The organism is Maribacter sp. Asnod1-A12 (genome assembly GCF_045063735.1).
GTDB lineage: Bacteria > Bacteroidota > Bacteroidia > Flavobacteriales > Flavobacteriaceae > Maribacter.
Window position 1 is genome coordinate 4,062,182 of the sequence record NZ_JBEFNZ010000006.1, and the last position, 26,390, is coordinate 4,088,571.

Genomic DNA, 26,390 nt, shown 5'->3' on the forward strand with positions numbered 1-26,390 from the left:
TGTTTTGAAATGGGTAGGTAATATTATTAATTACTATTATTAATAAGTAAAATGGTAGTAGTTATTAGCAAAGATGCTACTGATATTGCAATACTTGCCCTATTATCTAAAGATGAAGTTTTAATTGCAGAATTATTAGGTTCCACATACACTACATCATTTTGTGTTAAATAATATACTGGCGAATTCAATGCTTCTTTACTGGTTAAATCTATTCTGGTATACACCTTAGTACCGTTAAAATCCCTAATAACCAATACGTTTTTTCGCATCCCTTTTATATTAAGGTCACTTGCTAAACCAATAGCCTCTAATACTGTAATTTGCTCGCCATTTACAGTATACGTTCCAGGACTGTTTACTTGACCTAAAACCGTAACCGTAAAATTCTCTAATCTTATGTTTATAATTGGGTCCTTAAGGTAAGGCTTCAATTTCTCTTTAAGCATATTTTTAGTTTCCTCTGGTGTAAGACCTAACAATTTAACCTCACCCAGTACAGGAAAATCAATATTACCTTGTTTATCAATAATGTAATCTAATTGTTCTGGCAAAGAACCATTTGTGATAACACCTTTGTATACATTAAAAGGAATACTTGCTTCTGCATCCAATGTCGAAATAGTGATTGAAACTACATCGTCTATCTTAAAAGTATTAACATGTGTATTATCACTTATTATTGTTTCATATTCTTGAGCATCTTGAAAATAAACAACATCTTGTTTAGATGCACAAGAAGCAATAAGTACTCCTATAGATAATAATAATGCGTAATGTTTCATTTTCGCTTTCAATGTATTCATGTTCTTAATATGTTATTTATGGTTAATGTTTTAATACCTTATGGTTGAACTATTTTAAGAGGGGCCATTTTTTGACCATCATTATCATCCCCAGATTTGTCTAATTCACAAAAATCAGAATTTTTTGAAACATATTCTGGAACAATCTCTTTCATTAACTTAACCGTGTTTCCACTGAAAAACATATTCGTAATACATAATTCATCGATTTTTGAACGAACTTTTGCATACTCCACATCACGTACTTTACTAATCTTAATTTTCTGATGATAGGTTGGCAATGTATTTTCACCATTGGCTAAAAGTTCCTCATATAATTTCTCACCTGGTCTTAAGCCTGTTATTTTAATATCTATATCTTCAGGATAACGTAACCCTGATAACTTGATCATGTTTTTCGCTAAATCAAATATTTTAACCGATTCGCCCATATCAAATATAAATATCTCACCGCCATCGCCCATAGCACCTGCTTCCAAAACCAATTGAGAAGCTTCTGGTATAGTCATAAAATAGCGCGTAATATCTTTATGCGTCAATGTTAAAGGTCCACCTTTTTCTATTTGTTTTCTAAACAATGGAATAACAGATCCATTAGACCCTAGTACATTACCAAAACGTGTAGTTATGAACTTGGTCTTATTCTCTTTTTGCATACAGCTAATGTACATTTCTGCAATCCGCTTTGTAGCCCCCATAACATTGGTTGGGTTTACCGCCTTATCTGTAGATACAAAAACAAATTTTTCTACACCATGTAGCACTGAAAGATCAGCTACATTTTTTGTACCTCCAATATTAATTTTTATTGCTTCATAAGAATTATACTCCATTAATGGTACATGCTTATAAGCTGCAGCATGAAAAACCACATTTGGTCTATGTTCACCAAATAAGGCATTCATTCTATTCTTATCTCTAATATCAGTAACAATTGGAATAAAATTATGAAAGCCATTCTGTTTTAATTCTTGTTGAAGGTCATAAAGAGCTGACTCAGCTGAATCAAGAACAATTAATGATTTATAAGAATAGTTACATATTTGACGTACAATCTCACTACCTATAGAACCTGCGCCTCCGGTAACCAAAATAGTTTTATTCATTAGCTCCATCGCAATCTTACTATTTTTAATAGTAATTGGTGCTCTATCAAGCAAATCTTCTATTTGAACCTGCTTAATTTGTGAAACTTTAAGCTCTCCATTGATCCAATCTTCAATAGGAGGAACAATTTTTACGATTATAGGCAAGTCTACCAAACCTTCTACCGTTTTACGTAATTTTCTAGAATCTATATTTTGAATTGAAAAGATAATTTCGGAAATATTATTTTTTACGATAAAATCTTCGGTTAAAGATTTTCTTGCAAATACAGGAATTCCATTTATGTTTTTACCAATTTTTTTAGCATCTCTATCAATATAACCTACTACTTTATATCTACTTTTAGAATGGTTTGTTATTGCACCGTGAGTAAGCACACCAGATTCCCCTGCCCCGTAAATAAGCACATGCTTATTCGCTTTTAGGTTTCCGTTCATACGGGCGTACATCGACTTAAAAGCAAATCTTGACGCCGTCAACACTACAAAAGTTATCAAACTATTGATAATTATAATAGATAACGGTACAGTAAAACTATTGATAAAATCAATTTGCCTATTACCAATTACTATAAATATCAAAACGATACTCGATAAACATACTGCATTAAAAATATTATATACATCTCTAACTCCAGTATGTCTTACCACACCCTTATACGAACCTACAACAAGAAAAGATATCAATGCAGTCAACACTACTAGTGGTAATTGCACCAATAAATTTTTTACATCAAAATTGAAGGTTAGGTTAAATCTTATCAAATAAGACAATACAAATGAAAAGCCTACGGTAATAAGGTCTATACACAACACAAGCCATTGAGAGGCATAACGTTGAGAAGTATTCGTTAAGTATTTTAGTATCATAACATTACTTTTTTTATACAATCTGTAACTCGCTTTAAATCATCTAAGCTAAGATTACTTCCACTTGGTAAACAAAGACCCCTATCAAATAAAGACTCAGAGGTACCGTCTACAAATTTCTTATAATTATCAAAAATAGGCTGTAGATGCAATGGTTTCCATAAAGGCCTAGATTCTATGTTTTCTTCTAATAACGCTAATCTTATTTTTTCACGCATTTCAAATGAGGGTGTAAGAATACAACTCAACCATCGATTAGAGTAGTAACCATTACCTTCTTGTAAAAATTCTAATTCTTGAAATGAAGACAAGGCTTTTTGATAAAACTCAAAATTTGCCCTACGCGAATCAACACGATCCTGTAAAACTTCCATCTGACCTCTACCAATACCCGCTAATACATTACTCATTCTGTAATTATAGCCAACATTTGAATGTTGGTAATGCGGCGCTTCATCTCTTGCTTGTGTCGCTAAAAATATTGCTTTCTCTGCAAACAACTTATTTTTAGATACCAATGCACCACCACCAGAAGTCGTTATAATCTTATTTCCGTTAAAGGAAAGTACTCCGATATCTCCAAAAGTACCGCATTGTATATTGTTGAAAGTACTACCTAAAGCTTCTGCACTATCTTCTAAGACCGGTATATTGTATTCTTGCGCAATTTGCTGTATTTCTTCAACCTTATACGGCATACCATAAAGGTGTACTGCTATAATTGCTTTTGGAACTCCTTTTTCTGAAATTCTATTTTCTATCGCTTGTCTTAACAATGTAGGAGACATGTTCCAAGTATCCACTTCACTATCCACAAAGACAGGTGTGGCACCTAAATACATAATTGGATTTGCCGAGGCTGAAAAAGTAAAACTTTGACAAAGTACTTCATCACCGGGCTTTACCCCTAAAAGTTCTAAACCCAAATGAATAGCCGCTGTACCTGAACTTAAGGCCGCAACATGAACGTTATTGCCAAGTTTTTCCCTTATAGAAGATTCAAAGGCATTAACATTAGGTCCTAATGGAGCTATCCAATTAGTATCAAAGGCTTCTTTGACATAATCTTGTTCTGACCCACCCATGTGAGGAGAAGACAGCCATATTTTTTCCTTTGTTTCTATCACTTTGATCATTTAATATTTACGTAAATGTACTGCAAGTTATATTTAAAGCTATATTCAAAAATCTTAATTCGTTTAATCTCAAAAATTAATCGTTTAACTACTTTTAACATTACTTTTAAAGTATATTCCTACCTTTTAACGAGCTCTTTTCTTAGATTAGAACTATCCTATATACCATAGGATAGTTACTGTTTTATCATCAAAAATATGTGCCGTTAAATTCTCACCTACTCTATTTTCAGATACTATAACGAAACAACTTACACCTTATTATAAGTACTAAAATCTTTATGATCTCTTTTATATAAATCATCAGAAGGTAAAGATTTAAAATACTCATAAGTCTTCTTCATACCTTCTTCCCTTAAAACTTTTGGCTCCCAATTTAAAATCTCTTTTGCCTTAGAAATATCTGGTTGGCGTTGCATAGGATCGTCTTGTGGCAACGGCTTAAAAATAACTTTCTGCGTTGTACCGGTTAATTTAATGATTTCCTCTGCAAAATCTCTAATTGTAATCTCATGTGGGTTACCAATATTAACAGGCATATCATAATCACTTAAAAGCAACCTATATATACCTTCGACTTCATCATCTACATAACAAAAAGATCTTGTTTGATCTCCTTTACCAAATACTGTCAAATCTTCACCTCGTAATGCCTGACCTATAAAAGCCGGTATAACCCTTCCGTCATTTAAACGCATTCTAGGTCCATACGTATTAAAAATCCTAACTATTCTTGTTTCAACACCATGAAATCTATTGTAAGCCATTGTTATCGATTCCATAAAACGCTTGGCTTCATCATACACACCACGCGGTCCAATAGTATTTACATTTCCATAATACTCTTCAGTTTGTGGGTGTACTAATGGGTCTCCATATATCTCAGAAGTTGATGCTATTAAAATTCTAGCATTTTTTTCTTTAGCCAACCCTAACAAGTTATGTGTACCAAGAGCACCAACCTTTAAGGTTTGAATTGGAATCTTAAGGTAATCTATCGGACTTGCCGGAGAGGCGAAATGTAGAATATAATCTAAATCTCCAGAGATATGAACAAATTTTGTTACATCATGGTGAAAAAATTCGAATTGTTCTAAGTGAAACAAATGCTCCAAATTTTTGATATCTCCTGTAATAAGATTATCCATAGCAATTACGTGATAACCTTCTTTTATAAATCTATCGCAGAGATGTGATCCTAAAAATCCAGCTCCACCGGTAATTAAAACTTTTTTCAAAATATTGTTATTTAGGTTTCACGAAGATAGGTCAATGATAGGAAGCACAAAAAAGGAATACAGAAAATACTTTCAAATCCAAAAATATTGGATGAAATCATACTAAACTGTTAAAAAAGCAGTTCACCATAAGAATGATTTTATGTTCTAACGATGTAATACCTTTATTATAGGTTACATATTATTAAAACATCTATTGCAGGAAAAAACATGAAAACCATTAAATAAACTCTTTAACGACTAAATATTACTTATTCATTTATCTTTGCAAGTTTTGCAATAGATTCAATTTAAAAATATGAAAAAAATCACAAATATTTGCTGTATTGGCGCAGGTTACGTAGGTGGTCCAACTATGTCAGTTATCGCAAGTCAATGTCCAGATATTAAGGTTACCGTTGTAGATATCAACCAAGAAAGAATCAATAGTTGGAATGATAGCAACTTAGACAATCTACCTATTTATGAACCAGGCTTAAAAGAAATTGTAGGTAAGGCAAGAAATAAAAACCTTTTTTTCTCTACAGAAGTAGATAAAGCGATTGATGAAGCTCAAATTATATTTATATCTGTAAACACCCCTACAAAAACTTATGGTAAGGGAAAAGGGCAAGCAGCAGATTTAAAATTTGTTGAACTTTGCGCAAGAAATATTGCCAAGGTTGCCAAAGATGATAAAATTGTTGTTGAAAAATCAACATTACCGGTACGTACCGCTAGTGCTATCAAAAGCATACTTCAACATACAGGTAATAAAGTAAATTTTGAAATATTATCGAATCCAGAATTTTTGGCAGAGGGTACTGCTATCGATGACCTTTTAAATGCAGATAGAGTTCTAATTGGTGGCGACGATACACCATCTGGCCAAGAAGCTAAGGACACACTAAGCTCTATATACGAACAATGGCTACCCAAAGAACGTGTATTACAAACCAATGTTTGGTCTTCTGAACTATCTAAGTTAGTTGCCAACGCATTTTTAGCACAACGTGTTTCATCTATAAATACCATTTCTGCGCTATGCGAAAAAACAGATGCCAACATACAAGAGATTTCTAGGGCAATTGGTTATGATAGCCGTATTGGATCAAAATTTTTAAATGCCTCAGTTGGTTTTGGCGGTTCTTGTTTTCAGAAAGACATTCTAAACCTAGTATATATTGCACGCTCTTATGGTCTAACCGAAGTAGCTGATTATTGGGAACAAGTGATTATTGCAAACGATTATCAAAAAAGTCGTTTTGCAGAACACATGATCTCATCACTTTACAACACAATTTCAGGTAAAAAAATAGTTCTTTATGGTTGGGCGTTCAAAAAAGACACCAACGATACTAGAGAGTCACCGGCAATAGCTGTAGCAGACGCCTTATTGGCAGAACAAGCTGAGATATTGGTTTATGACCCTAAAGTTTCTGCAGAACGTATTTATGCAGATTTAGATTATTTAGGCACACGTTCTCCTGAAGAAAACAGAAGATTGCTAAAAGTAACGAACGACCCTATCGAAGGAGCTTCAAAAGCACATGCCATAGCTATTTTAACGGAATGGGATGAATTTAAAACCTATGATTGGGCTACTATATATGAAAATATGTTAAAACCTGCATTTGTTTTTGATGGCAGACGTTTATTAGACACCGAAAAAATGAATTCTTTAGGGTTTAATTATTACAAAATAGGGCAATCATGAAAATTTTAGTTACAGGTGCGGCTGGCTTTATTGGTTTTTTTGTTGCTAAATCACTTTTAGAGAAAGGGCATACTGTAGTTGGTTTAGATAACATCAACGACTACTATGATATTAACTTAAAGTATGATAGATTAAAGGAATTAGGCATCGATAAAACCGATGCCGAAATTTTCAATAATCTTGCATTTAGCAAAACAAGTGAAAATTTTTCTTTTATTCGTCTAGCATTAGAAGATCGTGAAAACCTTCCTTCACTATTTGAAAGTCAAGCATTTGACAAAGTTTGTAATTTAGCAGCTCAGGCAGGTGTACGTTATAGCATAGAAAACCCTGAGGTGTATGTAGATAGCAACGTAGTCGGGTTTCTTAATATTTTAGAGTGTTGTAGAAATTTCAAAATCAAACATTTGGTATATGCAAGTAGCTCAAGTGTTTATGGGCTAAATGAAAAAATACCATTTGAAACGAGTGATGCCGTAGATCACCCAATCAGTCTTTATGCCGCTACTAAAAAAAGTAATGAGCTTATGGCGCATACCTATGCACATTTGTATGGGTTTAAAACTACTGGGTTACGATTTTTTACTGTGTACGGTCCATGGGGTCGACCAGATATGGCTATGTTCTTATTTACAGATGCTATAGTTAACAACAAACCTATCAAGGTTTTTAACAACGGTAAATTAGAACGTGACTTTACCTACATTGACGATATTACAGAAGGTGTGGTCAGAATTATTCAAAAACCAATTGAAGAGCAAGAAAATAGCGAACAATTTAAAATTTATAATATCGGAAATAGTAAATCTGTTAAACTAATGGATTTTATTACTGCGATAGAAGAAAGTTTAGATACCGTTGCTAAAAAAGACATGTACCCCATGCAACCAGGTGATGTTGAAAGAACTTGGGCCAATGTAGATGATCTCATTGCCGATTATGACTATAGTCCAAATACACCGATTAAAGAAGGTGTTCAACAGTTTGTTGACTGGTACAAAGAATACTATTTAAATTAGTCATTTTTCATTTAAAAAGTAGATATTCTTTCACCTAAGGTATTGAGTAAATCCTATACTTAAAAAATTAAAATAAATGCTTTTTAATTCTATTGAATTTGCAATTTTTTTACCAATAGTATTCTTTATCTATTGGTTTATATTTCCAAAAAAATTAAAACTTCAAAATTTATTAATCGTTGGCGCCAGTTATCTATTTTATGGATGGTGGGATTGGCGATTTTTATCTTTAATAATATTTAGCACATTTATTGATTTCACTATAGGGTTTTTATTAAAAAAAGAACAAGCCCCAATTAAGAGAAAAATCTATTTATGGGTAAGTATTATTATTAACTTAGGCTTTCTAGGATTTTTTAAATACTACAATTTCTTCATAGAAAGTTTTACCGACGCTTTTTTGCTTTTTGGCAAACAGATAACGCCGAATACACTAAATATTATATTACCCATTGGTATAAGTTTTTATACATTTCAAACTTTAAGTTATACAATCGATGTTTACAAAAAGAAGCTAGAACCAACTACTAACTTTATTGCTTTTGCGGCATTTGTAAGTTTCTTCCCTCAACTTGTCGCTGGTCCTATCGAAAGAGCTACAAATCTTTTACCACAATTTTACAAGAAGCGACATTTTGACTATACACAAGCAGTATTAGGACTAAGGCAAATATTATGGGGACTATTTAAGAAAGTAATCATTGCAGATAATTGTGCCAAATACGCCAATATCATATTTAATGATTATTCAGATTATGACTCGGGGACACTTATTATAGGAGCTATATTTTTTACCTTTCAAATTTATGGTGACTTCAGCGGGTATTCTGATATTGCCATTGGCACATCCCGTTTATTTGGTTTTGATTTAATGCAGAATTTTGCATATCCCTATTTCTCTAGAGATATTGCAGAATTTTGGAGAAGATGGCACATTTCATTATCTACCTGGTTTAGAGATTACCTATATATACCACTTGGTGGCAGCAAAGGTGGTATGAAGATGAAAATCAGAAACACTTTTATAATTTTTCTTGTAAGTGGTTTTTGGCACGGAGCAAATTGGACATTTATTTTCTGGGGTTTTTTGAATGCTATTTACTTCTTACCATTACTTCTCCAAAATAAAAACCGTGTAAATACCAATATAGTGGCAGAAAATAGTTGGTTACCAAATATTAAAGAAATCATCCAAATGTTAGTTACATTTTCACTAACTGTACTAGCATGGATCTTTTTTCGAGCCGACTCACTCACTCATGCTTTTGCATACATATCTCACATCTTTAGTAATAAAGCCGGTACAATTTCATTGTTAATACCTAAAGAAATACCTTATTTAATTATATTATTTCTTTTCATTGAATGGTTAGGGAGAAAATCAAAATTTGCTATAGAAAAATTACAGATTATACCTAAATATTTAAGATGGTTGTTTTACTTAGGTCTTATTCTATTATTGTTTTTGTACGCAGGTCAGGAACAAGAATTTATATACTTTCAATTTTGATATAATGAGTTTATTTATAAAAAACATCATTTTATTTTGCATCGTATTTCTTCTATTTGGTGAAGTAATCACACGTGTATGCTATGCAACTTCAGATATACCTAGTAGAGTAATCGATGAAAATAAAATACAAAAATACAATCCTAATCAAACAGGTTATTGGGTAGGCGGAACTCATTCATGGCAAATAAACGAAGATGGCTGGCCAGGTCAATTACCCAAATCAAAAAATAACCTGATTACCATTATCGGAGATTCATATGTTGAAAATTTTATGAATCCAGATTCTTGTCGACAATCTGTTCTTCTGCAAACAATGATGCCAGATTTCAATTTTTACGAAGCATCTAGATCAGGGGTTTCTTTCATTGAAGCAATGGAGATTGCTTCCAAATTAGACACATTGAAACCAATACATCAGCTAATCTATGTACATGATGGAGATTTTACAGAAAGTTCGGCCCTTCTAAGAAAAATGTCCGATATCACACAATATAATAGCAAAACTAATACAATAGTTCCTGGAAAATTAAATTCTCCAGGCATTAAAAAAATTCTTTATAATTGGAAATTTATTTATTACCTCTATTCAAATTATCCTTTAAAAAAGAAAGTTCCAAATCCAACAAAGCCAAAGGTTTCCCATTCTAACAAGAACTCTCTAAATGAAAAACAGATTAATGAAATTCACAAATTAATTTCATTTACAAATGATCATTACAATAAAGAAAACATAACATTTGTCTTTAGACCCAAGCCAAATAAAAAAATTATATCAATCTTAAAAGATTTTAATTTCAACTTTTTCATTCTTATTGATAATAATGAAAAAGAGTGGTCTTTTGACCATGACCCTCATTGGACTTGTGTTGGACATGAAGAAGCCGCAACACAAATTTCTAAAAATCTAGAACAATTTTATAATAACAATCAATTTTAAACGTATTTTATAATAAAATTTAAGAATAGAAGTTCTAATTAACATATTTACAAATTTTGAAATAGACAATGCTATTCAACTCTATAGAATTTTTATTTTTTTTTCCTATAGTATTTATCCTTTTCTGGTATTTAAGCAAAAAGTTAACACTACAGAATTTACTACTTCTAACGGCTAGCTATATTTTTTATGCTTGGTGGGACTGGCGATTCCTTTCTTTAATCATAATAAGTTCTGTAATAGATTATGTTGCTGGCTTATCTATATTTAAGGCAAATTCAGAAAAAAGAAAGAAGTTCTGGCTAATAGTCAGTTTAGTTGCCAATTTAGGTTTCCTCTCCATATTCAAGTATTATAATTTTTTCGCAGAATCATTTACTCAAGCAGTATCGATAACCGGTTGGCAACCAAATGATTTAACTTTAAATATTATATTACCCGTTGGTATAAGCTTCTATACATTTCAAACATTAAGCTACACTATTGATATTTATAGAGGCAGCTTTAAGCCCACAACCAGCGTACTTTCATTCTTTACTTATATAGCATTCTTTCCACAACTGGTAGCTGGCCCTATTGAGCGAGCTTCTAATTTGTTACCACAAATAGAAAAGAAAAGAACTTTTAACAAAGAGTGGTTTAATGAAGGTATTTTACAAATTTTTATTGGCTTGTTCAGAAAGATTGTGATTGCAGATACACTTGCAACATATATTGACACCATTTATGCTGATCCTGGATTATACAATTCAAGTACCGTATTACTAGCAACTTTTTTTTATGCATTTCAAATTTATTTTGACTTCGCAGGATATTCAGATATTGCAATAGGAACTGCAAAATTAATGGGCTTTAAATTTCATCAAAATTTTAACCTTCCTTACTTCTCAAAATCGTTGACAGAATTCTGGCGAAAATGGCATATTTCATTATCTTTTTGGTTAAGAGATTATTTGTACATTTCATTAGGAGGTAATCGAAAGGGTATTAAAATCACCTATAGAAACTTAATGATAACTATGCTACTCGGAGGATTATGGCACGGAAGCTCATATAATTTTATCATATGGGGAGGCATACATGGTTTAGTTTTAAGTATTGAAAAATACGTAAAATCAAATCACCAGTTTAGTTTTCTAAATAAATTAGGTTTTTTAGGATATCCCATAACATTCTTTATTGTATTGATGTCATGGGTATTTTTTAGAGCTACAACGCTTACAGATGCTATTACAACAATTAAAAAAATTATAATATTTGAAGGGGGGCTACCTTTTATTGGTGACATTAATGTAATGGTCAATTCTTTATTTGTCTTGACATTAGGCATTGCGTTTGACTTCTACTTATTTAAAAAAGAATTACCTCTTGAAAATTTTGGAAAAAATTTCACCCCTTTAAAAATCGCAATAATTAGTAGTATGCTAATTGTACTAACCAATTTGTTCTACTCTACATCTAACAACTTTATTTATTTTCAATTTTAATATGAATAAAGACAACCTTTCATATATTCTTAAACTAACACTTTTAGTAGTTTCAATTACATATGCTTTAGATAAAGCAGTCTATTTTGGGCTAGAAACTCTTAATAAAAATGTCTATACTGGAGCTAGTGGAGGTAAAGTAAATCAATTTTTAAAAGAAAAAGATAATTTAGATTTCATAGTTCTTGGCAGTTCAAGAGCCAATCATCATATTGACAATATCAAAATTTCTAAGAAGTCATTTAATATGGGGCTAGATGGCACTAAAATTGCTTTTTCTGCAACTTTATTAAAAACACTACCATTAAACAAAGAACAAATTATTCTTTTGCACATTTCACCTAAATATTCACTAGATAGCAATTATAAAGGTGACGACATTGCAGGGCTATCTAAATTATACCATCAAAATAATACCATAAAGAATGAATACAATACATTAGGCAAGAATAAAATTATGAATCAAATATTCTGGTCATTAAATTTTAATGGTACGGTTATGGGTCTGTTTAAAAATTATTTTTCGCCTAATTATGATATCAACACATATTTCGGCTACGACCCTATTTATATTACAGACGAACAAAAGCGTATTTTCAAAACAGTACTTGAAAATAAGGTAAATGAGCCCTGTTCAAACGAACTTAAACTTAACCCTATCTATGAACAATATTTAGATGAGATCTCTTTGTTTTGCAAGGAAAATAATAAAAAATTAATTCTATTCACCGCTCCTATTTATCAAGACAATTGTAAAGACGACGATTATATTTTAAGTAATCTATTAAGTCAAAAAAATATTGAATATTGGAACATGACCACATTTTTCAATAATAACAATTCATTAGACTATTGGCGAGATAATTCTCATTTATCAAACACTGGAGCTGAAATATTTACCGACTCCATAAAATCCAAATTAAATAAATTAAAATAAATTTTTGAGAAAAGTGAATATTAAATAATTAGCGTCTAAAAATACTAATGCTCAATTTCATAAGTTCTTATATACAACTTCATATACATAATTATAATAAATGAGTTTATACAATCTAAATTCCAACTACCATATTCTTGTTACCGGGGGCGCAGGTTTTATTGGCTCCAACCTTTGTCATGCCTTAATTCAAAACGGTAATAAAGTTTCTTGCCTAGATAATTTTGCAACTGGTAAACGAGAAAACCTTAGCCAATTAGCAAATAACCCAAATTTCACTTTAATTGAAGGTGATATCAGAAACTTCAACGATTGCCAAAAAGCCTGCGAAGGTGTTGATTACATTTTACATCAAGCTGCTTTGGGATCTGTACCAAGGTCAATCAATGACCCTATAACTAGTAATGATGTTAATGTATCAGGGTTTTTAAATATACTGGTAGCTGCACGAGAAGCAAAAGTAACTCGTTTTATATATGCGGCTAGTTCATCTACCTATGGTGACTCTACGAATATGCCTAAAGTGGAAGACATTATAGGTAAGCCACTTTCCCCATATGCAATCACTAAATATGTTAATGAACTATATGCCGATGTATTCAGTAAAACTTATGGTATCGAAACCATTGGTTTACGCTATTTCAATGTTTTTGGCAGAAAACAAGACCCCAACGGCGCTTATGCTGCGGTAATTCCAAAATTTGTTATGCAGCTCATGAATCACGAATCTCCTGTCATCAATGGTGATGGTTCTTTTTCTAGAGATTTTACATATATAGACAACGTTATTCAAATGAATATTCGTGCTATAGTATCCGACAACCAAAACGCTATAAATACCGTATATAATACCGCATATGGCGAGCGTACAGATTTAAATGAGCTTACCGCCCTTTTAAAAGAATATTTAGGGGAATATGATGCTAAGATCAAAGATGTAAAAAATATATATGGTCCTACACGCGTTGGAGATGTACCACATTCTCTAGCCTCTGTTGATAAAGCAAAAGAATTACTAAATTACGACCCTCAATATGATATTAAGACCGGACTTAAAGAAGCGGTAAAATGGTATTGGGAAAATTTGAAATAAGATTTCTGAGTTAAAATAAAATTTTATGGTTATCAAAAATAACCGAAGTACAATATTATGAAAGATATAAAAATTGCTATTATTGGATTAGGATATGTAGGGTTGCCACTAGCTAGGTTATTTGCTACCAAATATCCCGTTGTTGGTTTCGATATCAACACTGCCCGTATAGACGAACTTAGAACAGGTCATGATAGCACCTTAGAAGTAGAAGATGATATTTTACAAGGTGTTTTAAAAGATGGTCCTAAAATGGAAACCGGATTATTCTGTAGTAACCAATTAGAGGATATAGCAGATTGCAACTATTATATTGTTACCGTACCAACACCTGTAGACAGTACTAACCGCCCTATATTAACCCCTTTATACAAAGCCTCAGAGACTGTTAGCAAAGTATTAAAAAAAGGAGATACGGTAATTTATGAATCTACAGTATATCCTGGCGTTACAGAAGACGAGTGTATACCTGTACTAGAAAAAGAAAGCGGTTTAATATATAATAAAGACTTTTTTGCAGGCTACTCACCAGAACGTATTAACCCAGGTGATAAAGAACATACTGTAGAAAAAATTCTTAAAGTTACCTCGGGATCAACACCTGAAGTTGGTAAAAAAGTAGATGAACTCTACGCATCTGTTATAACGGCCGGTACACATTTGGCACCTACAATAAAAGTAGCAGAAGCAGCGAAAGTAATAGAAAATTCGCAACGTGACATCAACATTGCCTTTGTGAACGAACTGGCGAAAATATTTAACTTAATGGGTATTGACACTCATGATGTTTTAGAAGCAGCAGGTACTAAATGGAATTTCCTTCCCTTTAAACCCGGTTTAGTTGGAGGTCATTGTATTGGAGTCGATCCATATTACCTCGCTCAAAAAGCACAAGAATTTGGTTATCATCCAGAAATTATTTTGGCTGGTAGACGAATGAACGATACCATGGGTAAATATGTATCTTCAGAAGTGGTAAAATTAATGGTCAATAAAGACATTAAAGTAAAAGGAAGTAACATTCTAGTTTTGGGTATTACCTTTAAAGAAAACTGTCCTGATGTTAGAAATACAAAAGCTGTCGATGTTATAAGCAATCTAAAATCTTACGGTACCAATGTCACTATTTATGATCCATGGGCCTCTGCCAAAGAGGTAGCTCATGAATACAAAATGGAGGTTATTAAAGAATTACCTACTGAAAAATATGATGCTATCGTTTTAACGGTAGCTCATAAAGAGTATTTAGAAATGGAACTAAAGAGTTTATTGAAACCCGAAGGTATTTTATACGACGTTAAAGGTATACTTACCAAAGATGTAGACGGTAGATTATAATCTAATTCTAGCAATAAAAACTGATGGCTTGTATGAAAGTAAAATTTCATACAAGCTTTTTTTTCTAAAATTTAAATTAGCTTCAAAACCATTTATTTTTTGAGTCAATCATTTTATTTAATGAATCAATAAAATAGTCCGATTTCTTAAAAAGATGTTAACGAAAGTAGTATTTGGTCGAATATGCATAAAAAGATGTGTATTTCATCGATCAAAAACATCCAATTAACCGAATACTGTCGTAACAATGAAGTTGAAAATAATTAATCAATGATTTTATAAGGTATTTACCTTTAATCGATTAACTAAATAATTAAAAATAAAAATTGAAATACAGCGTTGAACTTCAAGTGCCCCAAAACAAAACATGCAGTTCATCGAAAAAAATAGTTATTTCATCGACCAATAAAATTATTAGATTATTATTGCAACCCAAATAGTATTTTTTTTAATTCAAAAGCAAAGTACCTACTTATGTCAAAGTTTCTAAGATTTTCTTCAAAATTGACCCTGTCATTTTTTGCCTTTTTCTTACTATTTTCTTGTACTAAAGATGCAGACCTTTTATCTGAATATGTCATTAATAAGGATGATGGGTTACAAAGTATCACCATTCTAACCAATGATAGTTTTTATATGGCTCCAGGTCAAAATTCTATTTTAATGGATGTATTGAATAATGATAATATAAGCGGTAGCTCTAATGTGACCATTATAGAAACCTCTACCCCAGTTAACGGTAGTATTACCATCAATGATGATAACACTTTAACTTATAAGACGGGAACTGATTCTTCAACGGAAGAAACAACAACTACGGAGGAAACGACGACACCGGAAGAAACGACGACACCGGAAGAAACGACAACTCCTGAAGAAACGACAACACCTGAAGAAACGACAACACCTGAAGAAACGACAACACCCGAGGAAGACAGCTTTACTTATACTGCAGAAGTAGTTGATGAAGAAACCGGAGCTGTTACTCAAGAAGAGGCTACGGTCACTATCTCTGTAACTGACAATGATGGTCCTGTAAAAGCCTTCCCAAATGCTTATGGCGGTGGATCAAATGCTACTGGCGGGCGAGGTAAGGTTCTAGCAATTATTAACACCCTTGATCGTAATAAAGCTTTAACCTATTACCCAGCTGAAAATGGAAATGATGAATACTATACAGGCGGTCTTTTTTCCGCCATGCAGAATGAAAATATAGGTTATATAGTGTTTAATATATCAGGAAATATTGAATTAGGAGTTGGAGGCACCCAATCTCAATATGGTTACGATGGTATGAGTAATGTTAATAATAAAACTATTTTCGGACAATCAGCACCGCAAGGAGGCATAACATTGACAGGAGGTTCATTTAAAATCAACGGTAGATTCGGCGATGGAAGCAACTTAATATTCAGATATATAAGAAGTAGACCCATCTTTAACTCAGATGGTAATAAAGGAAATACAAATGGTATAGCAGATGATGACGCTTATACTTGGGCATTTTTGTTTTACGGAGGAAATAATATAATGGTCGATCATTGTTCCGCTTCTTTTTCTTATGACAAAAATATGGGCGGCTTTATTGATGAGCATTTAGTTGCAGAAGGTTCTACTATGTACGGACTAACTTTTCAAAATAATTTAGTAGCTGATGGACATACCAATATGTTCACTGCTATAAATCCAAACAGACCCAACAACCCTCAGGATTATATTGACAATATAAGTTATTTAGGAAATGTTATAATCGGAAGTAATAGAACACCAAACATAGCTTACAATGGACAAGGTGAAATCAACAATAATGTTGTCTATGATGCGGCAAGTAAAATGATTAACGCATACTACAATTTGCAATTAAATCATATTAATAATTACATTTTTAGTCCTAGCACCAACAATAATATTACAAATGCACACCAAGAGTTAGGATTGAATGATACCCCTAAAATTTATTCAAGTGGTAATATTTACGAGGGTTTCAATTCAACGTTATTATCAAATGCAACAGTTGACAATTCATTAATGTGGACAGATTTCACTGATCGTACCGTAAAACTAGATAACTCTTTTTTATCATTTACACAACTAAATCTTACAGGAATTCCAAATCAAAAAGAACTTGATACAGCTCTAGAAATTTATCAAGAAAAAATTATTGACAGAAATGTCGGAGCAAATAAATATCTAGATAATGATGGAACTGTTCAAATATATCACGATTCTTTTGATAGTAAGGTTTTAGCAATTGCCGAAAATAGAATTGACCATACTTGGCATCAGGTAGCTGAATGGATATTACCTAGTATTCCAAACAGTACCAGGTCAAATTCATTTGACACTGATAATGATGGTATGGCGGATGCTTGGGAAATTAAAACATTTGGAAATCTAACCCAAAGTTACAGAGATGATTTCGATGGAGATGGTTACGAAAACATCGAAGAATATATGAATCAAGTGGATTAACTTTAAAACAAAAAATAAAAAATAAAAAAAGGCTTAAGGCCTTTTTTTTATGTTCAAAAAACGGGTGAAATAAGAAATCTTCTTTTTTATAGAATTATCTTAAAAATATTATTTTGAAAAAAACGTTTAGTATTCTTCAGTCGATAAAAAATTCCATTCAACTAGTTATTGATTAGTTTAAGGATATGAGCTTATCTTTGCAATGGATAAGTAATTTTAACTTTTAAAAATAAATTATGAAAATTGACCTAATGATAAATGCAATTGTAGGTGGTGGAGCAGAAAGGGTCATGGTAACTTTAGCTAATGCATTTAGTAATAAAGATAATATAGTAAACTTAATTACTTTTAACCCAGGAAACGCATATAAAACAAATCCATCAGTAGCAAAAGTAAATTTACATTATGGAAAAATTAAAAATCATTCTATAAGATCATTTATAAATTCATTTAAATATTATAAAAAAAAGAATAATAGACCAGATATCTTAATTTCATTTATGCCATCCAATAATTTAATAGCAATATTAATGGGTTGTATATTTAACATTAAGGTAATTATTAGTGAACATAATAACCATTTAGCAAACCCATCATCGAAATTTAAATGGATAAGAAAAATTCTGTACAGATATGCAGATGCGACAACAGTACTCACCTCTTATGATGTTCCTTTTTACAAAAATCTTAAAGCGAATGTTGTTATAATGCCTAACCCAGTTGAACTTCCCTTCAAGACCAAACCATTTAAACAAAGGCAAAAAAACATTTTAATTGCAGGCTCACTTAATAGGTACCAGGTTAAAGGGTTCGACAAGTTTTTACCTATTATAGCACCTATCCTAAAAAATAATCCTGAATGGAAATTAATTATCGCAGGAAATGGAGATAATGGCCTAAAACTTTTGCAAGATTTAACAAATAATCTAAAAATTCAAAATCAAGTTGACTTTTTAGGCTTTTGCAATAACATGGAAGAAATTATGCAAAATTCTAAGCTTTTCATACTCCCTTCGAAAAGTGAAGGACTTCCTATGGTATTAATAGAAGCCTTGTCTAATGGAATGGCATGTGTAGCTTATGACTGTATATCAGGACCTAGTGACTTAATAAATCATAATAAAAATGGATTTTTAATTGAAAATCAGAATAGCGAAATATTAAAATCTAGTATTTACCATTTGATTGAAAATGAAGAATTAATGGAACAATTAGGCACAAATGCAAAAATAAGCTTAGAGAACTATAGTTTGAATAAAGTTATAATGAAATGGGACAAATTAATAAAAAGTGTTATTAATGGATAAAAATTCTGTTTTTTCTAAATTTATTAGATATCTAACAATATCAATTATTCTATGGAATCTTCCAAGTTTTATTTTAATATATGGAAGCTCCACAATATCCTCTTTAATTAGTTATTTTTCATTTGGTTTAATTCTTTTATATACCATAGTAAATGGAAAAAGCGGTAATGATAAACCTTTATTAATCTTTGGAATTCTTTTCTTTACTCTAAGTAGTCTCGCAGAGCAAAAATACATGCCTGAATTTTTAGAATTCATTATAATTATTATAAAATATTTTATAATAATATGGGGAGGCTATGAAATAATGAAACATTCAACAAAAAAAGAAATATGGATAATTATGCTCATTGGATCCCTATCCATCATTGGAAACATGTTTCTTTTTAATGACCCCAAAGCTGATTACGGAAGATATAGTGGGTTTTATTTAGACCCTAATAATGCCGGTTTAATTTGTTTAATTGGTTTTTCCATTACATATGCTATGCCTAAAAAGTATAGATTAGTGGGTAAATTATTATTCACGATTTTAGGTTTATTAACCTTTTCAAGAACGTTCATTCTTTCCTGGCTGTTAATTAATCTTCTATCTATAAGATTAAGTTTTAAAAATGCTCGAATGTTATTATTTGGTTTTGGGCTACTTAGTATGTTACTCATTTTCAATGAATTTTTACCAGTAAAAAATCAAAGGTTAGAACAGATAGGAGCTGTCTTTAGTGGTGATTCAAAAAAAGCAGCAGGAATTAATAAAGATTCTAGATGGCATACTTGGAGTAGGTATTTCGAACCTTTATTTGAAAACCCCTTGAGCGGAAATGGATATGGAAGTTTTGGATCCAAGGGTATTAAAGCACCAGTTGGTGTACACAATACTTATTTATTAATTTGGGGCGAGTCAGGCATATTACCAATAATCATATTTATATTATATATTATTTACTTATTGTATGAAGGAAATAAAGTTTTTAAATCTAGCCCGCATCTGTTAATGATGACTTTAGCATTAAGTATATTTATACTAACCAATCATAACTTTTTAACTAACTACTATTCAATTCTACTATATGTTTGGATTCATTTAAAAATAAAAGAAAAATCTAATTTGCACAATATTAATTACGATATGCCGATAGTTAAGCTTTAAATAATTTGAAATTCATATTTGAAAAATCTACAACAATTAAAAAAATATTTAAAAGATATTTTTAAAAAAGACAAATCTCAACTGTTAACTAACATGCTTATCGTTGGTATTGTTACAGTTGTTGTTAAGGTTATTAGTTTTTATAAAGAAATATTAATTGCAAAAGAATATGGAGTATCAGAATTATTAGATACCTTTTTAATTGCAATTCTCGTCCCATCTTTTATTCAAAGTGTGTTTATCAATGCATATAGTAGTGTTTTTATACCAAATTATCTATTAGAAAAAGATAAGCAAAAAGATACTAGCGCTTTTCAAACCTCTAGTTATATTATAACTTTTACTATTGCAATTGTAATGATCTTAATTACTTATTTAGGTATTAACATCTATTTAGAGTTATTATTTCCTGGACATGAAACGGTTTATTACGACTTAATAAAGGCTCAAATTATTATAATTTTACCATGTATTATTTTTTGGGCCTTCTCTTCTTTGACTACAGGGTTATTAATGACAGATAATGAATATTTACTTTCATCTACAAATGCCATTTTTATCCCTTTAGGTGTAATTTTTGCTTTATTTTTTCATAACCAACTAGCAGAAAAAACTTTAGCAATTGGCACTTTAGGTGGAAGTATTTTGAGTTTTATTTACCTGCTTATTATTGGTTTCAAAAAGAGGTTAATAAAATTAGGTAAACCTGATTTCAGAAGTGCTAATATGAAGGTTTTATTAAAACAAATTCCTGCAAAAATAACATCTGGACTAATTAATGGTGTAAACCCAATGATAGACCAATATTTCTCCGCTCAATTGACACTGGGAGCTATAGCAGCATTGAATTATGGGTATAAAATACCTATGGTTACTATTGGGTTAATAAGTGGCCCAATTGGCAATACAGTATTACCTTATTTTTCAGGAGAAGCTGTTAAAAGTATATCTAACGTATATTTAAAGCTTAAGGAATTTTTAAAAAAGAGTTTTATCGCTACCGCTATTCTAACTATATTTCTGATAATACTTTCTAAACCTATAATCATCGCTTTTTTTGAAAGAGGAGCATTCACTTCTGAAAATACTGATTTAGTATACTTAATCCAACAAATGTATTTTATTCAAATACCTTTTTATATTGTTGGAGTTATCATGAATAAGTATTTAACAGCGATAAATAAAAATAATTTTTTGGTTGTTTCTTCAATACTTAGTTTTCTTTTAAATATTTCCCTTAACTATACGTTATTAGAAATAATCGGAATAAAAGGTTTAGCACTTGCTACTTCTTTAGTATCCGTTTTAAACTCCTTAGTAATATATTTATATATTAAATATCAGTATGAAAATAGTATAAATGTTTAGCATAATTACACCAACATATAATAGAGCTCATACTCTAGCAAGAGTATATAATTCATTAATAAGTCAAACATATAAAAATTTTGAATGGATTATTATAGACGATGCCAGTAACGATGGTACCGAAGAATTGGTTCGTATTTGGATTAATCAAAATTTATTTAAAATCACATATCATGTTTTAAATGAAAATAAAGGAAAACCTTTTGCTTTAAACTTTGGTTTTGAATACTGTCAATTTCCAATTACAATAATTGCAGATAGTGATGATGAATTTACATCAGATACTCTTTCAGATTTAAAAATTCTATGGGACTCAGTAAATAATACTGAACATGCTTTGAAAATTGCAACTATATGGACATTAGTAATAGATGAAAACAATACCCTAGTAGGTGAATCATTTCCTTACAATTTCTGGCAAGTTGATTTAAAAAATAGAATTTTAAACAGAGAAAATGAAATTAAGGGAGAAAAATGGCATAGTTGGCGAACAGATATATTAAAAACATATAAAATGTACCACAATGATTCTTCCTTTATAAGTGAAAGTGCTACTTGGAATAACATTAATAAAAAATATGATTTTTTGTGTGTAAATATATTTCATCGCAAATACTTTCATAGTCCGGATGGACTCATTTTAAAAGAGAAAACTAGAATTGAAATTGAAAAAAAGAAATATTACAATTCCTATTATCAATTAAAAGACACTTCTATAAAAGATATTCTGCGATACAAGTATTATTGGAACTATGCATTCGATTATATTCATTCGCGACTTAACTATAAAGACCAGGACCTTAAACTTGATATTCAGAAACATTCCGTTTCAATAATTTTAACTTTGATTTTTCTACCAATTAAAATTATATCATTTTTACGATATAAATTATCTTAAATTTTAACAAAATATTTAACAAGTATGTATTCTAAAATTGAGTCAAAAGGTGATTACATATATTTTATAGAACAAGATGCTATAGCACGAGGCTTAATTAATCACTCATTTAAACAAAAATTTAAAAATAAATTTTTCCCTGTACCAACTTGGAAATTTCAAAAACAATTAAGGAAGCTTGAATATTTTAATAATTGTAAAAAAGGATTATTAATTACACTTTATATAAAATACCTACAGTTTAAATTTCAGAAAATTTCTTTAAAACTTGGTTTTTCGATACCCATTAATGTATTTGGACCTGGGTTATGTATTTTACATTATGGAACGATTGTTGTAAACGGTAATGCCAAAATTGGAAAAAATTGTAGAATGGAAGTTTGTGTTAATATCGGTGCATCAGGGGGTAAACCACAAGCTCCAAAATTAGGGGACAATATCTATATTGCACCAGGCGTCAAAATTTATGGTGATATAAAATTGGGGAATAATATTGCAATTGCCGCAAATTCTTCCGTGCATAGATCTTTTGAAGAAAATAATATTTTAATAGGCGGATCCCCTGCAAAGAAAATTAGCGAAATTGATATTAAAAGAATAATTAAACATATTTAAATAATTGAAACAAAATTCACAATCATTAAACAACAGAAGAATTAAAATATTTTTCTTTGTCCCCTCTTTACGTGCGGGCGGCGCAGAACGTGTTGTTGCCTTTATTTCTCAAAAAATTGACAAGTCTAAATTTGAAGCAATTTTATATGTAATTGGTTCAAAAAAAGATGCAACATTTGAAGTTTTAAATGTCAAAATAGAATTTCTCAATCATGAAAGGGTATCAAGAAGCTTTATATCAGTTTGCAAAACCATAATTAACGGAAAGCCTAATATCGTTTTTGGAACCATAGGACATTTAAACTTAATGCTTGGGTTGTGTAAAATTTTATTCCCAAAAATAGTTTTTATTGGTAGAGAAGTAAATGTGATAAGTAAATTGGCAGAAGTTCGAAATTCTAAACCAACACTACCTCCTTGGATTAATGAATACTTGCTACAGAAATTAGACGTGATGATTTGCCAATCGATTGATATGGCAGAAGATATAGAAAAATTATATAATCTCAGAAAAGACAAAATTTCTATAATAAACAATCCTATATCAGATAGTTACAAACTAAAAAATCAAACAGAGGAGAAAAATAAGATTTTAAAATTAATAACGGTTGGCAGTCTAACTAGTAGAAAAGGTCATTTGAGAATTATTAAAGTATTAAAAGATTTACAAATTCCTTTTACCTACACAATTGTAGGTGATGGAGAACTAAAAGAAGAAATATATAATACTATTGAACTTTATAGCTTAACTGAAAAAGTTAGACATATCCCTTTTTCAAATGAAGTATCAAAATTATTACAAGAACATGATTTATTTCTTTTAGGTTCGTTTGTTGAAGGATTTCCTAACGTTTTATTAGAAACTTGTGCCGTTGGAACACCGGTTATAGCATTTAACGCTCCTGGAGGTATTAACGAGATTATAATCGACGATGTAAATGGTTTTATAGCAAATAGCCATGCTGAATACTTAGAAAAAATAAAACGGGGTTCTATTAAAAATTGGGATATAATGAAAGTAAGGGAAGCAGTAACAACTAGGTATAATGAAACAAAAATAATATCTGATTATGAAAATCTTTTTTTAAGTAAAATCAATCGTTAAATGCACTACAATATTCATATAATCACTGGTCTATCAGGTGGTGGAGCTGAACATTTAGTTTTAGACTTAAGCCAAAGAGCTCAAAACGACAAAAAAGAAATAGTAGTTATTTCTGTTACTAGTTTAAACGATATTGAACATAAATTTTCCAATCTGAATATAAGATGCGAATTTTTGAATATTGATTCTTTTTCGCAACTTAGACAAGGATTAGTTAAATTGAGAATTATTTTAAATGACTTTAAGCCAAAACCCATAGTTCATTGTCATATGTTTCATGCTTTATGGGTTACAATACTCCTAAAACTTAGTGGTTTTCCAATTAAAATTATTTTTACATTACACAACAACATAGTCAGTAGTATTATTCGTAGATGGCTGTTGTTTTTTACCAAATCATTGAGAGTCGAAGATATAATTTTTTCAGATAGAGGTAGAAAATGGTATTTAAAGAAAGCCATAATTTTACCCAATGGCATTAATTTATCTAAATTTCAAAATAGTAAAGACTTCATGACTGAACATCCAAAATATTTTAAATTTTTATTTTTAGGCAGTTTAACCGAACAAAAAAACCCTCTTTTTGTTACTGAATTAGTATTAAGGTTATTAGATAAAGGATATTCAAATTTTAAAATATATTTTTTGGGTGATGGCCCTTTGAAAAATACTCTTTTACAAAAAATTGATGATCTTGAAATTCAAGATTATGTTGAACTAATGGGATTTAGAAATGATGTCCCGGATATATTAAAAGATTTTAATGCCCAAATAATGCCTTCTTTATGGGAAGGAATGCCTATTTCTATTTTGGAATCCGGATCAATTGGATTACCTGTAATAACTACTAAAGTTGGTAGTATTCCCGATTTCTTAGATAATGAAACGGGATATCTAACAAACCTTGACAACTTTCATTTGAAGATGATAGAATTAATGGAAGATTACAAAAAAGCAATAGAAAAAGCTCAAAATTTTAAACGTAAAGTAAACTCAGAATTTGATATTGATAAAATTTATCTAAAACATCAAGAATTGTATTCAAGATTTAGTTGAAAATTTTATAATTAAGTAAAGAAGTATGTCAAAAAAGAAAATTATTAGAATAACTACAGTTTCATCATCCTTAAAAATTTTGTTGAAAGGTCAGTTATCATATATGAATCAATTTTATGAAGTAATAGGCGTTTCATCAAATGGTCCTGAGTTAATTGAAGTAACAAAAAGAGAAGGAATTAGAACAGAAGGCATAGAAATGACCCGAAAAATAACTCCTTTAAAAGATTTACAAGCTGTATGGAGGCTTTATTTTTTCCTAAAAAAAGAAAAACCAGAAATTGTACACACTCATACACCTAAAGCAGGTACCATAGGACTTTTGGCTGCTCTTTTAGCTAGAGTTCCAAACAGATTACATACTATAGCTGGGCTTCCATTAATGGAAGCAACTGGGGCTAAAAGGGTATTGCTAAATTTTGTAGAAAAATTCACCTATGCTTGCGCAACAAAAGTATATCCAAATTCTAAAGGAATAGATCAATTTGTTAAAAAAGAAGGATTCACAAAATCAATAAAACTAAAAGTTATTGGAGAAGGCAGTTCTAATGGTATAGATATCACCCATTTCGACCCTTCATTAATATCTGACACGGAAAAAATTGACTTAAAAAATAGCTTACATATCAATGAAACGGAAAAGATTTTAATTTTTCTTGGTCGTATTGTTAACGATAAAGGTATTCATGAGCTAGTAGATGCATTTGTTAAAGCCCAACAAGCGTATTCAAATGTTACATTAATCGTTGGAGGTTTACAAGAAAAAGAATTAGACCCAATCAAATTACAGACAGAAAAAATTTTACAATCACATCCTAAAATAAAACTTATAGGCTGGATTAATGATGTTAGACCTTACTTAGCGATTTCTAATGCCATGGTATTTCCTAGCTATAGAGAAGGTTTTCCCAACGTTGTTATGCAGGCAGGGGCTATGGGTATTCCTGTAATCGCAAGTGATATTAATGGCTGTAATGAAATAATTATTAACAATGAAAACGGAATAATAGTTCCTGTAAAAAATACAAAATTACTAGAACTAGCAATTTCTAATTTTCTTAAACAAAAAATATCTCCTTATTCACCTCAAAAATGTAGAGATTTAATTATAAATAGATATGACCAAAAATTAATTTGGCAAGGATTACGTAAAGAATACAACTCTTTACTAGAAAATAGATAAATATTTATACTACAAATGAGATTAGTCTAAAAAACATTTTTTTGTAGACTAATCTTTTAT

The 26,390-nt window shown here is 30.7% G+C and carries 21 protein-coding genes; 17 read left to right on the forward strand and 4 right to left on the reverse strand.

Annotation, left to right across the window (positions count from 1 at the left end):
• Positions 1-26 precede the first annotated feature (26 nt).
• The 4 genes from ACJJVP_RS17430 to ACJJVP_RS17445 form a co-directional block, all read right to left on the reverse strand.
• Positions 27-806 (reverse strand): polysaccharide biosynthesis/export family protein, encoded by a 780-nt coding sequence (locus tag ACJJVP_RS17430; RefSeq protein ID WP_405415758.1) that lies wholly within the window; start codon positions 804-806, stop codon positions 27-29.
• A gap of 38 nt (positions 807-844) precedes the next feature.
• On the reverse strand, positions 845-2,782 hold the full coding sequence (locus ACJJVP_RS17435) for a polysaccharide biosynthesis protein (protein WP_405415761.1): 1,938 nt from the start codon (positions 2,780-2,782) through the stop codon (positions 845-847).
• The gene (locus ACJJVP_RS17440) at positions 2,779-3,918 is read right to left on the reverse strand and encodes a DegT/DnrJ/EryC1/StrS family aminotransferase (RefSeq protein WP_405415763.1); all 1,140 of its coding nucleotides are present in this window, start codon (positions 3,916-3,918) and stop codon (positions 2,779-2,781) included. The genes ACJJVP_RS17435 and ACJJVP_RS17440 overlap by 4 nt, the downstream gene beginning before the upstream one ends.
• A gap of 251 nt (positions 3,919-4,169) precedes the next feature.
• Positions 4,170-5,156, reverse strand: coding sequence for a UDP-glucuronic acid decarboxylase family protein (locus ACJJVP_RS17445; protein ID WP_405415764.1), 987 nt, complete (start codon positions 5,154-5,156; stop codon positions 4,170-4,172).
• Positions 5,157-5,454: 298 nt separating this feature from the next.
• On the opposite strand from ACJJVP_RS17445, the gene ACJJVP_RS17450 reads away from it, so the two are divergent.
• The 17 genes from ACJJVP_RS17450 (at position 5,455) to ACJJVP_RS17530 (ending at position 26,330) form a co-directional block, all read left to right on the forward strand.
• On the forward strand, positions 5,455-6,852 hold the full coding sequence (locus tag ACJJVP_RS17450; protein ID WP_405415766.1) for a nucleotide sugar dehydrogenase: 1,398 nt from the start codon (positions 5,455-5,457) through the stop codon (positions 6,850-6,852).
• A complete protein-coding gene (locus ACJJVP_RS17455; protein WP_405415769.1) occupies positions 6,849-7,871 on the forward strand; it encodes an NAD-dependent epimerase in 1,023 nt (340 codons plus the stop codon). Before ACJJVP_RS17450 ends, ACJJVP_RS17455 begins: the two co-directional genes overlap by 4 nt.
• Positions 7,872-7,947: 76 nt before the next feature.
• Complete coding sequence (locus ACJJVP_RS17460; RefSeq protein ID WP_405415771.1) at positions 7,948-9,381, forward strand: MBOAT family O-acyltransferase; 1,434 nt, start codon at positions 7,948-7,950, stop codon at positions 9,379-9,381.
• A gap of 4 nt (positions 9,382-9,385) precedes the next feature.
• Positions 9,386-10,321, forward strand: coding sequence for a hypothetical protein (locus ACJJVP_RS17465; protein ID WP_405415774.1), 936 nt, complete (start codon positions 9,386-9,388; stop codon positions 10,319-10,321).
• A 68-nt stretch (positions 10,322-10,389) separates the two neighbouring features.
• Positions 10,390-11,808 carry an MBOAT family O-acyltransferase gene (locus ACJJVP_RS17470; RefSeq protein WP_405415776.1) on the forward strand — a complete coding sequence of 473 codons (1,419 nt, stop codon included), beginning with the start codon at positions 10,390-10,392 and terminating at the stop codon, positions 11,806-11,808.
• A gap of 1 nt (position 11,809) precedes the next feature.
• Positions 11,810-12,745 (forward strand): hypothetical protein, encoded by a 936-nt coding sequence (locus ACJJVP_RS17475; RefSeq protein ID WP_405415778.1) that lies wholly within the window; start codon positions 11,810-11,812, stop codon positions 12,743-12,745.
• 100 nt (positions 12,746-12,845) lie between these two features.
• The gene (locus tag ACJJVP_RS17480; RefSeq protein WP_405415781.1) at positions 12,846-13,838 is read left to right on the forward strand and encodes an SDR family oxidoreductase; all 993 of its coding nucleotides are present in this window, start codon (positions 12,846-12,848) and stop codon (positions 13,836-13,838) included.
• A gap of 57 nt (positions 13,839-13,895) precedes the next feature.
• Positions 13,896-15,176 carry a nucleotide sugar dehydrogenase gene (locus ACJJVP_RS17485; RefSeq protein ID WP_405415782.1) on the forward strand — a complete coding sequence of 427 codons (1,281 nt, stop codon included), beginning with the start codon at positions 13,896-13,898 and terminating at the stop codon, positions 15,174-15,176.
• A gap of 474 nt (positions 15,177-15,650) precedes the next feature.
• Positions 15,651-17,648, forward strand: a complete 1,998-nt coding sequence (locus ACJJVP_RS17490) for a hypothetical protein (RefSeq protein WP_405415785.1) — start codon at positions 15,651-15,653, stop codon at positions 17,646-17,648.
• A gap of 236 nt (positions 17,649-17,884) precedes the next feature.
• A complete protein-coding gene (locus ACJJVP_RS17495; RefSeq protein WP_405415787.1) occupies positions 17,885-18,955 on the forward strand; it encodes a glycosyltransferase family 4 protein in 1,071 nt (356 codons plus the stop codon).
• A complete protein-coding gene (locus ACJJVP_RS17500) occupies positions 18,948-20,105 on the forward strand; it encodes an O-antigen ligase family protein (protein WP_405415789.1) in 1,158 nt (385 codons plus the stop codon). Before ACJJVP_RS17495 ends, ACJJVP_RS17500 begins: the two co-directional genes overlap by 8 nt.
• A gap of 18 nt (positions 20,106-20,123) precedes the next feature.
• Entirely contained in the window at positions 20,124-21,473 is a 1,350-nt protein-coding gene (murJ, locus tag ACJJVP_RS17505; protein ID WP_405415790.1) for a murein biosynthesis integral membrane protein MurJ, read from the forward strand.
• Entirely contained in the window at positions 21,466-22,371 is a 906-nt protein-coding gene (locus ACJJVP_RS17510; RefSeq protein ID WP_405415792.1) for a glycosyltransferase family 2 protein, read from the forward strand. Before murJ ends, ACJJVP_RS17510 begins: the two co-directional genes overlap by 8 nt.
• 24 nt (positions 22,372-22,395) lie before the next feature.
• Positions 22,396-22,986 (forward strand): serine O-acetyltransferase, encoded by a 591-nt coding sequence (locus ACJJVP_RS17515; RefSeq protein WP_405415794.1) that lies wholly within the window; start codon positions 22,396-22,398, stop codon positions 22,984-22,986.
• Between the two features lie 4 nt (positions 22,987-22,990).
• A complete protein-coding gene (locus ACJJVP_RS17520) occupies positions 22,991-24,091 on the forward strand; it encodes a glycosyltransferase (protein ID WP_405415797.1) in 1,101 nt (366 codons plus the stop codon).
• Positions 24,092-25,147 carry a glycosyltransferase gene (locus ACJJVP_RS17525; RefSeq protein ID WP_405415800.1) on the forward strand — a complete coding sequence of 352 codons (1,056 nt, stop codon included), beginning with the start codon at positions 24,092-24,094 and terminating at the stop codon, positions 25,145-25,147.
• 25 nt (positions 25,148-25,172) lie between these two features.
• Positions 25,173-26,330, forward strand: coding sequence for a glycosyltransferase family 4 protein (locus tag ACJJVP_RS17530; protein ID WP_405415803.1), 1,158 nt, complete (start codon positions 25,173-25,175; stop codon positions 26,328-26,330).
• Positions 26,331-26,390: the final 60 nt, after the last annotated feature.